Source organism: Tardiphaga sp., from assembly GCF_025356345.1.
GTDB lineage: Bacteria > Pseudomonadota > Alphaproteobacteria > Rhizobiales > Xanthobacteraceae > Tardiphaga.
Genome location: NZ_JANXTC010000407.1, coordinates 1 through 13,119 on the forward strand (window position 1 = coordinate 1; position 13,119 = coordinate 13,119).

Below are 13,119 nucleotides of genomic sequence, written 5' to 3' on the forward strand. Positions count from 1 at the left end.
CGGCCGATGGTGCTGTAAAACGGCTTCAGCTCGGTACGTATCGTTGCCAAGTCGAGAAATTGGTCAATACGCCTAAGCAAATGATCATCGGGGATGTGGTCATCGAGACAGAAATCATAAAACAACTGAGCCGGTGCAGTCTGCATCCCCATCATCGTCGTGCTCCTTGCAAAGCAATACCAAGATGGAATCACGGCCGCCGACGCCTATCAAGCGAAGACTTAATCAACAGTATCGGTGTGGTTGCGGCTGTTAGCGCCACGTCCAAATGGGCGCGGTGCATCGCATCCGTGACAGGGTTCAATGATTACTATCATGCGCTACGACTTGAAACATTGCCGTTGAAGCCACCGCCGGGCCGATGGCGCGCACCGCCAGCGATCATTCGCAGGCGCCCCCAATATATCAAGCCGGCTTTTCTGAACGATCGCCGCGCCAAATATTCTGGAACCCGGCACCACCGACTTGATAGCTGGTACCATCGATAGCATCATCCCAGTGGCGCCGGCATTCGGCGACAACAAGCAAAAGGAACCGGCAGATGCCCACTGTGACCACCAAGGATGGCGTTGAGATTTTCTACAAGGACTGGGGGCCGAAAGAAGCCCAGCCGATCATGTTCCATCATGGCTGGCCGCTGTCCGCCGACGATTGGGATGCGCAGATGCTGTTCTTCCTGCGGCACGGCTTCCGCGTCGTCGCCCATGACCGGCGCGGCCACGGACGCTCGGCGCAAGTCAGCGACGGCCATGACATGGACCACTATGCCGCCGATGCTTTCGCGGTCGTGGAGCATCTGGATCTCCGCAACGCCGTGCATATCGGTCATTCGACCGGCGGCGGCGAAGTCGCGCGCTACGTCGCCAGACACGGCGAGCCTTCTGGCCGCGTCGCCCGCGCCGTGCTGGTCAGCGCGGTGCCCCCGCTGATGCTGAAGACCGCGAACAATCCGGAAGGCCTGCCACTGGAAGTGTTCGATGGCTTTCGCAGCGGCGTCGCCGGCAACCGGGCCCAGCTCTATATCGACGTGCCGACCGGGCCGTTCTACGGCTTCAACCGCGACGGCGCACAAATCTATCCGGGCGTGATCCAGAACTGGTGGCGGCAGGGTATGATCGGCAGTGCCAAGGCGCATTACGATGGCATCAAGGCGTTTTCCGAGACCGACCAGACCGAGGACCTGAAGGCGATCACGGTGCCGACGCTGGTGATGCATGGCGACGACGACCAGATCGTGCCGATCGCCGACGCCGCGCTGAAATCGATCAATCTGCTCAAGAACGGTACGCTCAGGGTCTATCCGGGCTATCCGCATGGCATGCTTACCACCCATGCCGACGTTCTCAATCCGGACCTGCTCGCCTTCGTGAAGGGTTGACGCGCGCCGGTGACGACTCCAACGACGTTGGGGAGGGTCCGATGGCGCCCTCCCCGCTGGCGCTTATCAATCAGTTGCAATCAGCGCCGTCGTCGCTGGAATCGAGCTGGTCGAGAAAGGCATCGGCCTCGGCGAGGATGGCGGCCTGTCGCTCGGGCGACCATGCCGCCAGATTGCGGTATGGCATCGCCAGCCGGAAATTGCCCGACAGCCGCGCCTTCTGCCGGATGAAGAATGCCCAGTACAGATAGTTGAACGGACAGGCCTTTGGACCGGTCTTCTGCTTGACGTCGTAGGCGCAGCCGCCACAAAAATCCGACATCCGGTCGATATAGGCACCCGACGCGGCATAGGGCTTGGACGCCATCTGCCCGCCATCGGCAAACACCGCCATGCCGAACGTGTTGGGCATTTCCACCCATTCGAACGCATCGACATAGACGGCAAGATACCAGCGCTCGATGTCACGCGGCGCCACGCCAGCCAGCAGCGCGAAATTTCCGGTCACCATCAGCCGCTGGATATGATGCGAATAGCCATGCTCCGCGGTGTTGCCAATCGCCTCGCGCAGACAGCGCATCGCGGTTTTGCCGGTCCAGTAGAAGTCCGGCAGCTTGCGGGTCGCCTGCAGCGCATTCATCTCGGCATAGTCCGGCATCATGTGCCAGTACACGCCACGAACATATTCGCGCCAGCCGAGCACCTGCCGCACGAAGCCCTCGACCGCGTTCAACGGCGCCGCGCCGGCGCGCCACGCGGCCTCCGCCGCCGCGCATACCTCGCGTGGCAGCAGCAGCCCGGTATTGAGGGCTGGCGAGATCAGCGAGTGGTACAGAAACGGCGCGCCGGCCTTCATCGCATCCTGATAGTCGCCAAAGCTGGGCAGGCCCTGCGCGATGAAATCCTCCAGCGCGCGCAGCGCATCGGCGCGCGTCACCGGCCAGCCGAATTCCTCAAGCGCGCCAAAATGATCGGGGAAGCGGCGCTCGACCAGCGCCATCACCTCGCGCGTGGTGGCGTCCGGTGCGAACCGCAGCCGCGACGGTGGAACCGTTTTGGCGGGCAGCTTCTTGCGGTTTTCCTTGTCGTAATTCCACTCGCCGCCGGCCGGCTGACCGTCGTCCATCAGCACCGCGTGCTCGCGCCGCATGTCGTGATAGAAATGCTCCATCCGCCAGGTCTTGCGCCCGTGGGCCCAGGCGGTGAAACGGGCGTGGCTGGCAAAGAACCGGTCGTCGTCGCGAATGCCGACGGCTAGTCCCGTCAGCTCCGCCCAGTCCTCGACCATCGCCCGCACCCGCCACTCCGACGGCTCGGTCACCACGATGCGGCGCGGCTGGTGTCGCGCGATCGCGCGCCGCAGCTCGGTCGTGAAACTGCCGGTGTTGTCTTCCGCGTCCAACTTGACGTAATCGACCGTCACCCCGGCATCGCGCAGCGCCTCGGCAAAATGCCGCATCGCCGACAGTACCAGCACGATCTTCTGCTTGTGATGTGGCACGTAAGTGCCTTCCTGCTCGACCTCCATCATCAGGACGACATCACGCCCCGGGTCGAGATCGTTCAAAGCGCTCAGGCTGTGCGACAGCTGGTCGCCGAGTACAATTCGCAGCACGGTCATGACGACGACGCCTCCGGCTTGGCGATGGATGGCTTCGCGGCGCGACAGCGGTCCGAACAGAACTTCACATTCTCCCAGTCGCGCGCCCATTTCTTGCGCCAGGTGAAAGGCCGTCCGCACACCAGGCAGGTCTTGGTCGGGAGATCAGCCTTGCGGCGCATCCGCGTCATGCGACCACCTCGGTGCGCGCTGGCGGCGTCGCCGCCCGCTGTGACGCACGGCGCGTGCCGTTGCCGATCATCATTCGCGTCGCAGCCTCGCCGGAAAACTTCATGGCGAAGGCTTAGGAGTCGGCGATCAGGCCGTCAATGGAGGTTTCGGCGGCTCGTTGCACGTCGTAGCCGTGGAGGACGACGCCAGCCCGCATGTCAAACCAGAACCGGAGTGCGTTACCGGACCGACGATGGCGTCCGCGGCGCCGTCTTTCGTCGCGGTCCCGGCTGCGCGGAGCACGACGCCTCCTCGCGGAGACGCCGTGCGCTGCGTCCGGGACACGACTCGATTGGGCCAAATCCAACTATGAAGGGACTACTTGCAGCCGCTCACGCATTTGCCGCCGGCATCGAACGCAAGCGTCTTGCCACTCAGGGGAATCCGCACGGTGGCTTTGGTCGCCTTGACGAACATCTCGGCCTTGGTCCCGGCAATGATCTTGCCGTCCTTTGTCGCCGCTTCGTTGGCGTGCGAAGCGATCACTTCCCGGGGCTTGATCAGGGTGTCGATCGCGGCGGCGGCTTCCTTGGGCCCGGTCGTGAAGACATCGCCAATATTCATGACGGCCAGCTTCGGCTTGTAATAATCATGCACGATGGTCTTCTGGTCGGCGATGATCCCGGTGTCGCCCGACAGGTACACCACCAGGCCGTTGGAAAATGTCAGGATGTAGCCGTTCGGTGGTCCGAGATAGGCGGTCAGACCGTTGTCCTTCAACTCCTTGCCATAGCCGCCCTCGAGAAATTGCGGATCGAGCCCGTTGGTGTGCGCGGCCGGCACCGTGGCAAAGCTGACGCCGCCGACCTTGCGCGTGGCGCCGAAGCGCAGCAACTGCACCTGCGAAGCTTCGCCGCCCGCGGCCGCCACCTTCTTCGAGAAGAACGAACCCATCTCGCCGCCGACGATGAACTTGGCCTTCTTGGCGACGACGATATTCACCGTATTGGATTTGGGCGTCACATTCACCGAAATGTCGGGCACCGCGCAGGTGCCGGCGTTAGCGGCCGGCTGGATCGCTTCGCCGAGATGGTCGTTATGCGCGTGGCTGAGCAGCACGACGTCGATCTTGCCGAGCCGCGGATCGTCCGGCCCCCGCACCGTGCGTCCGGCGTCATAGAGAATACGCGTGCCATCGGGATCCTCGAAGATGATGGCGCGGTCGAACGCACAGAATTCACCGTCATGGCTACCGAGCGGCGTGACCTTGACGACGCCGGCGGCCTGTGCCGCCACGGCCATCAGATGAAGGGCGACAAGGCCGACGGCCAGCGACGTGTATTTCATTGGATCTACCTTGAAAGAGGGAAAAAGGATCACGGCGATGACAGCAGGGCGAACGCCAATTGCGCATCTCCGTACCCACCATCAATATCTACGCCCGGCCGCCTGACCGCAACGGATCAGCCGCCGCGAGTAAGCAGCCTTCGGCAACCTACACTCCCGCCATCAATTGCTTCGCCAGCGCCATATAGGCCGGCAGCGTCACCGGGTCGTTGGCGGCGTTGCCGGCGACCGGATGCGAGGCGTAGCGCGCGATCACCATCTCGGCCTTCGGATCGACGTAGAGGCCCTGACCGTAAACGCCGCGCGCCATGTAGGCGCCATGTGCGTTATGCGTCACCCACCACTGGTTACGGTAGGAGGCGCCCGGCAGCGTGGGGTAGCCGGCCGGCCTGAATTTTTCGGGATCGCCGCCGCGTTCGATGTCCTCGACGACGGACGCGGGCACGATTTGCCGGCCATTGAAGCGGCCGTGGTTGCGCATCGTCTCGCCGAACCGGGCCAGATCCCGCAACGTCGTCGACAACCCGCCGCCGCCGCTTTCGGTGCCGATGCGATCGACGTGATAATGCGCGTCCTCCTCCGCGCCCATCGGCGCCCAGATCCGATCGGACAACAGATCGGACAACGTCATCCCGCTGGCGCGCCGGCAAATCCAGGCCAGCACGTCGCTGTTGACGGTCTTGTAGGCGAAAGCCTTGCCGTGCTCGCCCTGCTTGTTCTGCGAACACAGGAAACTGAAGATGTCGGTCGGACCGTCATAGCCCGGCGGAATCGGCGCCATGCCATTGGCGCGCCGCAAGCCCCACACCTGCGACTTCGGATCGGTATAGATTTCGGTGTAGTCGAGCCCGGTGGTCATATCCATGACCTCATGAACGCGGGCATCGCCAAAGGCACTCGGCTTCAACTCCGACACATAATCCGTGACCGGCGCCCGCGGATCGATCCTGCCTTCCGCCACCAGAATGCCGGCCAGCGTGCCCGTGAACGACTTGGTCACCGACATGCCGATATGCGGCTTGTGCGGCTTCAGCGCGCCGGCATAGCGCTCATGGATCACCTTGCCCCTGTGCAGCACGACGAGGCCGTCGGCATAGGTCTCCTCGAACATTGTTGCGAAGGTCATCGGTCGGCCATCCATCGTGACCGATTCCGACCCACCGATATCGCGCTCCTCGCGCGGCAATGCCGACGCCCCGCCGGTGCCGCGCCAGACGTTTACCGTCGGCACCAGCTGCCGCACATGGCTCCACGCCCAGCGCAGTTCGGGGAAGTCGCGGAACGAGCCGTTCTGAAAGGTGATGGTGCGATCATCCGGCGGCGGAAAGCCCTGCATGTAGCCGAGCGCCCGCGGATCGGATTCGGCGGCGGTGGGAATCGATTGGCTGGGGGCGTCGGACATCGAGGCATTCTCCGGAAAGGGTGTGTCTGTCGTAACATGCGGGAATATGGCGCACATCCCGCGTTTGCGCGGGGTGCGCCCGCCTATACGGTTGGCTTGATGGAATTCCGACTTCGATCAGCTATCAAACGACTTTAATTGCTCGGGAGCGTAGTATGGACCCGGTAGATCTGGCGGAGGCCAAGGCGCGACTGAGCGAACTCATCGATCGGGTCGAGGGGGGAGCTTCGATCGAGATGACCCGGCGCGGCAAACCGGCTGCCCGAGTGACGGGCGTGGCGAGGCCCCGCCAGCCAATCGACGCAGCCATGCTGAAGTCCCTGACCGACCGCATGCCACTGCGGGTTGAGGCGGCTGTCGATGCCGTGCGATCGATGCGGGATGGATCAACACCGAGATATCTCCGGCCATCGCAGTTAGCCAAGCCGTGGTAGAATCTTTTACAAGTCGCTTAGCCAAGATGCAGAGCGGTGTCCGTCACCGACAGACGGAACTCGAGACCGGATCATGGCTCTGAGACGTATCGTTTTGGGCGCGATACTGGGCGCCACTCTTTTTGGAGCGGATGCGATGGCCGTCGAAGAACCCGCCTTTAAGGCCGTCCTCCATGAGGGCGCTTTCGAAGTCCGTGACTATCCGGCCCTGATGGTCGCCGAGGTGACCGTCACCGGCGATCAAAAGGAAGCGGCCAGCAAAGGCTTTCGCCTGCTCGCCGGGTATATATTCGGCGGCAATAAACGCCGTCAACGTATCGCCATGACGGCGCCGGTGGCCCAAGCGCCGACCGGTGAAAAAATCGCGATGACCGCGCCGGTCACTCAGATCCAAAGCGCCGGCGAATGGGTCGTGCGCTTCACCATGCCGAGCGCCTATTCGATGGACACGCTGCCAGAACCCAACGATCCCCAGGTGCACCTGCGGGCGCTGCCGCCGACACGCTTCGCGGTGCTGCGATTCTCCGGTCTGGCCCGGACGGACGGCGTCGCCGCCAAAACCGCGGAGCTCGAAAAACTCGTTGAAACACACCGCCTGCGCATCATCGGCCCGGCGTCGCTGGCCCAGTATGATCCCCCGTGGACCCTCTGGTTCATGCGGCGCAATGAAGTGATGCTTGCTGTCGCGCCCTGATGGCGCCGAAGCCGCTCAAGCGACGGCGGCGGCCTGGGCTCAAGGATTGCAACGCTCGCAGCGACCAGGATCCGCGGTCGTGGCGCTCGTCGCCGGGCGCGCCAGTCGGTAGTCGCAAGCCTGGCAGGTCAAGACCTCCGCGCGGATCACATGCGTCGGCTCCCCGCACCATTCGCAAGGAAGACCGGCCACGCGTTCGGTGATATCAAATCCGGGGTGTGCGCAGACTGGGCATCGACTGTGAAACCGACGAACCAGGTCGCGTGCCGCGCGCTCGACCGCCCGCATCCGGGTGGGATTGCGGTGGGCGCGCATATCCGCTTCGACGAAAGCCGCGCCGCATCTGGCGACGATCTCGCCAACGGCTTTTGCCAGAGCGGCGTGGTCGACGACGTCCTTGAACAGGGCGAGACCAGGCGCGGGCTTGTCGTCAACGCACCCCATCACGATCACCCCATGCTCGGGAAATTTTGATCGCTCGGCAAAAGCGATCGCAGCTTCGATGTCGGAGACGACCGCGTGGCCGTAGTTGGTCTCAGGGCTCGCGAAGTGGCCCGTCAGTTCGAGGCCGCGCTCACGATCGATCAACAGGACCAGTTCGCGGCCGAGCGCGAGGAAGGGTATATTGGGGTGAGGGCCAAAGCTGCCTTCGCTGGCGATGCCCACGCGGGCACAGGGCGCGAACGCGAAAGCCGCCGCGACCTTGGCCCTGGCCGCATCAAGCTGGGAGCCCGTGCGCTCGACGTCTCGGCTGAATGTGCCGAACGTGTCTGTGTCCAGGCCCATGGCCAGGCCGACCACCAGTCCCAGCCCGTCCTTGAGCACCGGCGCGATCACGCGCTCCTTTCCGTGCATCGTGGCCAGAACCGCGACGGTGTTCTTGTAAGGACGATCGTCCGACGGCCTCATCCGAAGTACCCCTCGCGCTGCTTCCGTTCGAGGTCTGGCATTCGTCAGTGAGACACGGCTCAGACCGCCACCTTCAGAGGAACGGCCGGATCCGGCGCCCCGCTCATCGCAATCCACCGCAGATCGCCCGCGTAGCGCCAGGCCATCCGGCCATTCTCATCGAGGGCGAAGAAGTGTAGCCAGCGATTGTCGAACAGCGCGCGAACACCCTGATGCCGCTTGAGGATCTCGGTCATCGCCTCGCGCGGCGCTTCGATGCAGACCGACAAGCGAAGCGGTTCATGGACGTAGCGCTCTCCGTCATGGACCGATTGCCAAGGGAGACCGGTACGCATCACGCCGCCGTTCCCCTCGACGACGCCGATGCCGCCGGTGACGTTGTGCAGGAGCTTGTTGCCGCCGCCGAACACGGTCGGCGCCACGGTCGATCCGTAATATTGCAGGCTGATCCAACTCGCCACGACCACAGGCGCTGTCAGGATCAGCTCCAGAACGCCAAAGTCCCGGTCCATCTTCCAGTCATAGTCATGAAGGAAGGCGCGTCCCTCCAGGGTCTTGCCCGCCGTTCGCCGACGGGGCGCGGCAATGAATGCCGTGCAACCGGCCAGCGCCCATTCGGGCCGCACTTCAGCCCAGTCGCGGCTTCGGCTTTCAAGACTGCCCTCCCCTGACGCTCTTGGCAGGCGGAGCGCCCGTTCGCCTCTTGAAATGGCGCCTGCCGCCTCCAGCCAGAGTTTCGCCTGGCGAATATCGGACTGATGTGGAGCGGAGCAATGATCGCCGGCATACAGCGTGACCGCGTCCGTCGTCGTGTCATGCAACGCTCCGAGGAACAGGGTGTCGGCCGGGATCTCGATCCCTTCCGGCGCCAGCCCCGAGCGCACCTCCGGGTCATTCAGCAACGTCGCCAGAAGCCGCGCATTGACCTCGCCGGAATAACCGCCGCAGGCGCCGCAATGGAGCCCGCTGGCGTGGGGGTTGTTGACGACGTTCGCGCCGTGTCCAGCCAGCAGCACGAGTCTGGCGAAGTTGGTTGTAAGCGACATGGCGCGCAGCACCGTCGCGGCGGCCTTGGTTCTGGTGGCGGGATCGAGAGCGGGATCAAGACGCGGCGCGGGATCGTTCGGCGGCGCGGTGGCGTGGAGTCCCAGCGCATCGCTTACGAGCTTGCTCGCATAGACCGGTCCGGTGGCCTCGACGAAGGCGAAAGACGACACGGCAGCAAGCTTGAACCGATCCCAGGCCCGCTTCGCGCGCGCCTTGAACCGTGCCGACTGATCCGCCGCGGCGTCTTCCGGGCCGCCCGAACAAGTGGTCAGGCCGGCGTTCAAGAGCACGGGCAACCGCAGTTCCCGCACATCGGATGCAAAGCGGCGATGCGAGGCTGTCAGGCCGAAGAAGCCTGCGAAACCCAGAGTCTGGATGTCCGGGTTTACGGATTCCAGCGCCCGACGAAACACCTCGGAGCGGACATCGATGCAGAAGGCGGCCTGGAGCGCGGGACGGTGATCCGTCGCCAAGGTCCCCGGCGCCGCGAGCGTTTCAGCCAAGGCTCGTTGAGTCGCACGTTCTGATGCTTCCTGGAGGATGGCGTCCACGACATGGTCGGCGGTCGGCGCGACAGGCGACGTATGCATCGCGATGACCGCCTTCCAAGCGACGCCAATCCGGTCCTCGTACCGATTGAACAATGCCGCTTCCCAGATCAGCCGGATCGCCAGAAAGTCGGTTATGGTCGCGTCCGCGCCGCCGGCGAGTTCCGCCTGCCAGAGCCGGTAGCGGGCAAATTGCGCCCAGCCGCCCAGCGTCATAAGCATCTGATGGAAATAGGTTTCCTGAGCGTCAGCGGGCAGCGCAATGCGTTGAACCACGCTGCCAAGCGCTTCGCGAGCGCTTTCCGGCGCCTCCGCGACATGGGTCGCAAAGCCCGAGAGGCCGACAATCTCCGGCGTCAGATCGTGGGTCGCGACGGCGCGCCAGGCGGCGTAGGCCCCTTGACCACGTGGCGCGGCCCATAGCGCCTGCCCCTCGTCGAAATATCCAGCCACCCAAGCGCCGAAACGCTCGGAAATCAGCCCCGGCCAGTCGATCCCTGAGGCCTCGGCGGCGAGGTCGGCGATCGTCGGCGCCGCGCGGATCTCGGGCTTCGAGACCCGCGCGGCGGACTTCAGGCCCGCGAGGTTGGCCGGGCGCAGCGCCGACGGCGAACTCGCCAGCGCGTCCGACAGATCATTGTCGGTGATGACGCCGCTGGCGATCCGCTCTTGGTACCAGTCGCGCCGCATCACGACGGAAACGCCCGCCACCCGTTCCAGGCGCGCGCCGACAATGGCGAGGCTTTCATGGGTCTGCCCGAGAAAGGGATTGACCGCCACGCTCGACGCCAACGGCCAGACCGGTGGGATCGCCCGGGCCGCGCGATCGGCGGCGGCGTCCAGTTCCTGAACATCGCGCCGGTTGAAAGTTTCTGCATTGGTCATTGTTTTTACTCCAGGCCGATCAGGTTGCATGTCGCAGCCGCCAGCCGCGCAGCAGACGGTCGAACACCGCGTTGGCGTAGAAGCCGTTCGAGAGATGCACGCGCAGCCCCGCGGCGGCCGGGTGGTAGGCCCAGAGCGGAAACATCGCCTGCACCACGGCCACGAGGCCGAAACTGATCACCGCGAGCACGATCAGCGCCCATTGCAGCGGACCCGGCGTCGGGACGGCGGGCAGCGCGCCAGAGGTCAGCCAGACGGCGAAGACCTGCAGCGCGAAGTAGCTGACGGAGGTCGCGACGGCGTAGACGATCGTACGCCGGGTCAAGGCCCTGGGCGCGGCGTCCGCCAGCCCCTGGGCCAGCATGTACGCGACGCCAAAGATCAGGATGGCGCCCAGCGCGATGGCCTGAGGCGACTTGTGCTGGAAGCCGAATCCGAACCCGACGACCGCATAGATCACCAGCGCCAGGAGAAAGGCGCGCCCGACCGCACCGGCTTTGGGAATGGCCACGGGGCCTGGCCTGCGATTGGTGGCGATCAAGTCCACCGCGCCGCCGGAGGCTAGGAAGGAATGGGCCTTGTAGAGCGAGTGGGCCACGATATGCAGCAAGGCCAGCGGGAACAGCCCGAGCCCGCATTCCAGGATCATGAAGCCCATCTGGGCGACCGTCGACCACGCCAGCGAGGTCTTCACCGCGGGCTGCGTCAGCATCACCAGGCCACCGAACAGCGCGGTGAACCCGCCGACCATCACAAGAACCGCGAGTACTCCCGGGGCCAGCAACATCACGTCGGCGAAGCGGATCAGGAGAAACCCGCCGGCATTGATGACGCCCGCGTGCAGCAGCGCGGAGACCGGCGTCGGGGTTTCCATCACCTCGGTCAGCCAGCCGTGCATTGGGAACTGCGCCGATTTCAAAACGGCCGCCGCCGCCAGGAAGCCCGCCGCGGCGATCGCCAGCCCACCGCCGGTTCCCGCGCGCGCACCGCTCAGGATTTGTGCGATGTCGGTCGTGCCGTAGGCCAGCGCCAGCAATACCGCCGCGGCGATCAAGGCCACGTCGCCAAGGCGCGCGGTGATGAACTTCTTGGCGGCCGCGCGCTGGGCGGCGACGCGGTCCGGATAGAACAGCAGCAGCCGGTGCAGAAGCAGGCTCATCGCGACCCATGCCAGAACGAGCTGGAGCAAGTTACCCGACAGCACCAGGAGGAGCACCGAGGACAGGGTCATGCAGAGCCAGCCCATGAACGCGCCCTGCCGCGCCTCACCGTCCAGATAGGTCGCGGCGTAGCGCACCACGACCCAGCCGATGAACGAGACCAGGAGCAACATCGCGACGCTGACCGCGTCCAACCGGATCGACAGACCGATGCCATGCAGCCCGATCAGGCGGCTGTCCCCCGCCCCGTGCAGGTGGAGCAATCCGGCCGAGGCCGCCGCGGCCATTAAAGCGACAATGGTCGAGGCTTCAGCCAGCCGACCGAGGATGCGAGGCCTGCGGCCAGGGTTCACGAAACCGGCAACGGCGCTGATCAGCAGCGCCAGCGGGGCGGCAAACGGCACGAGATCGATTGGCAAAGGCCTCTCCCTTCAACGCATGATGCGGATCGAGGCAACAGGTAACGCAAGCACACGGCCTTAAAAAATTCATTGTTACGGACAAATCGTTCTGTCTAATAGAACGATATGAAAACCCTGAACTTCAACCATCTCCGGTATTTTTGGGCGGTCGCGCATGAAGGCAGTCTCACGCGAGCGGCCGAACGACTCAACCTGTCGCAGTCGGCGCTATCGGTGCAGATCCAGAAACTCGAACACCAGATGGGTCACCCGCTGTTCGAACGTATCGGCAAGCGGCTCGTCCTGACCGAGGCTGGTCAGATCTCGCTCGACTATGCGGACACCGTGTTCAAGGCCGGCGACGAGTTGATGAGCACCCTTGACGGGCGGCCTCTCGCAAGCCGCCAGGTCTTGAGGGTCGGCGCGCTGACGACCCTTTCGCGCAACTTCCAGCTTGAGTTCCTGCGTCCTCTGGTCGGTCGGACGGATGTGGAGTTGATCGTGCGTTCCGGCACGACCCGCGACCTCCTCGCGCAGCTTGAAGCGCATGCCATCGACGTGGTGCTGTCCAACAGCGCCGCTCCCAGGGACGCCCGCGCGCCCTTTCGAAATCATCTGCTTAACCAGCAGCCCGTCAGCCTGGTCGGCCGACCTCGGCCCGACAAGCCTCCGTTCCGTTTTCCCGACGACCTGCGCAACGAGCCGATCCTGCTACCGAGTCTCGATAGCGACATCCGGGTCGGCTTCGACCGCCTGCTGGATCTGGCGGGCATCCGGCCGATCATCCTGGCTGAAGTCGATGACATGGCGATGCTGCGCCTGCTGGCTCGCGAGCGCGAGGGCGTGACGCTGGTGCCGCCGATCGTCGTGCGCGACGAACTGGAATCCGAGGTGCTGGTCGAGCATTGTCGAATCCCGCAGCTCACGGAAAGCTTCTACGCCATCATTCAGAACCGCCGCTTCCCCAACCAGCTTCTTGCCGACCTGCTGACCAGATATTCGCGGCCTGATCCCTCGTCGCCCGTCGATTGATCAAACCTCTTGTGCGCCGTTCGCACGCACTGGTCGCCCCGCGAGTTCCCGCCGGGAATGTCACACGAAATGTCTCGGACCCATTGCGCCTCACGCGTTCGAGATTCCCGC

The 13,119-nt window shown here is 64.4% G+C and carries 11 protein-coding genes and 1 pseudogene; 4 read left to right on the forward strand and 8 right to left on the reverse strand.

Annotated features, from left to right (window positions below):
• Positions 1-155: pseudogene (locus tag Q0S16_RS24985) on the reverse strand (IS5/IS1182 family transposase); the annotation flags it as partial.
• Between the two features lie 386 nt (positions 156-541).
• Between Q0S16_RS24985 and Q0S16_RS24990 the strand changes: the two are divergent.
• Positions 542-1,378: an alpha/beta hydrolase gene (locus tag Q0S16_RS24990; protein ID WP_295854790.1), complete on the forward strand. Its 837-nt coding sequence runs from the start codon at positions 542-544 to the stop codon at positions 1,376-1,378.
• A gap of 70 nt (positions 1,379-1,448) precedes the next feature.
• On the opposite strand, the gene Q0S16_RS24995 is transcribed toward Q0S16_RS24990, so the two are convergent.
• The 4 genes from Q0S16_RS24995 to Q0S16_RS25010 all read right to left on the reverse strand — a co-directional run bounded on the left by Q0S16_RS24995 (position 1,449) and on the right by Q0S16_RS25010 (position 5,898).
• Positions 1,449-2,999 (reverse strand): cryptochrome/photolyase family protein, encoded by a 1,551-nt coding sequence (locus Q0S16_RS24995; protein WP_295854792.1) that lies wholly within the window; start codon positions 2,997-2,999, stop codon positions 1,449-1,451.
• Complete coding sequence (locus Q0S16_RS25000) at positions 2,996-3,169, reverse strand: DUF2256 domain-containing protein (RefSeq protein ID WP_295854798.1); 174 nt, start codon at positions 3,167-3,169, stop codon at positions 2,996-2,998. The genes Q0S16_RS24995 and Q0S16_RS25000 overlap by 4 nt, the downstream gene beginning before the upstream one ends.
• Positions 3,170-3,527: 358 nt before the next feature.
• Positions 3,528-4,496 carry an MBL fold metallo-hydrolase gene (locus tag Q0S16_RS25005; RefSeq protein WP_295854800.1) on the reverse strand — a complete coding sequence of 323 codons (969 nt, stop codon included), beginning with the start codon at positions 4,494-4,496 and terminating at the stop codon, positions 3,528-3,530.
• Positions 4,497-4,644: 148 nt separating this feature from the next.
• Entirely contained in the window at positions 4,645-5,898 is a 1,254-nt protein-coding gene (locus Q0S16_RS25010) for a serine hydrolase (RefSeq protein ID WP_295854801.1), read from the reverse strand.
• A 155-nt stretch (positions 5,899-6,053) separates the two neighbouring features.
• On the opposite strand from Q0S16_RS25010, the gene Q0S16_RS25015 reads away from it, so the two are divergent.
• Positions 6,054-6,332, forward strand: a complete 279-nt coding sequence (locus Q0S16_RS25015) for a type II toxin-antitoxin system prevent-host-death family antitoxin (RefSeq protein WP_295854803.1) — start codon at positions 6,054-6,056, stop codon at positions 6,330-6,332.
• Between the two features lie 136 nt (positions 6,333-6,468).
• On the forward strand, positions 6,469-7,026 hold the full coding sequence (locus tag Q0S16_RS25020; protein WP_295854805.1) for a heme-binding protein: 558 nt from the start codon (positions 6,469-6,471) through the stop codon (positions 7,024-7,026).
• A gap of 39 nt (positions 7,027-7,065) precedes the next feature.
• On the opposite strand, the gene Q0S16_RS25025 is transcribed toward Q0S16_RS25020, so the two are convergent.
• Genes Q0S16_RS25025 through Q0S16_RS25035 form a run of 3 tightly spaced genes read right to left on the reverse strand, consistent with a single transcriptional unit; the run spans position 7,066 to position 11,994 of the window.
• Complete coding sequence (locus Q0S16_RS25025) at positions 7,066-7,935, reverse strand: DUF6671 family protein (RefSeq protein WP_295854808.1); 870 nt, start codon at positions 7,933-7,935, stop codon at positions 7,066-7,068.
• A 59-nt stretch (positions 7,936-7,994) separates the two neighbouring features.
• The gene (locus tag Q0S16_RS25030) at positions 7,995-10,415 is read right to left on the reverse strand and encodes a DUF2309 domain-containing protein (RefSeq protein WP_295854809.1); all 2,421 of its coding nucleotides are present in this window, start codon (positions 10,413-10,415) and stop codon (positions 7,995-7,997) included.
• 19 nt (positions 10,416-10,434) lie between these two features.
• Positions 10,435-11,994, reverse strand: a complete 1,560-nt coding sequence (locus tag Q0S16_RS25035) for a proton-conducting transporter membrane subunit (RefSeq protein WP_295854811.1) — start codon at positions 11,992-11,994, stop codon at positions 10,435-10,437.
• 108 nt (positions 11,995-12,102) lie between these two features.
• Between Q0S16_RS25035 and Q0S16_RS25040 the strand changes: the two genes are divergently transcribed.
• Positions 12,103-13,008 carry a LysR family transcriptional regulator gene (locus Q0S16_RS25040; protein ID WP_295854813.1) on the forward strand — a complete coding sequence of 302 codons (906 nt, stop codon included), beginning with the start codon at positions 12,103-12,105 and terminating at the stop codon, positions 13,006-13,008.
• The last annotated feature ends 111 nt before the right edge of the window (positions 13,009-13,119 follow it).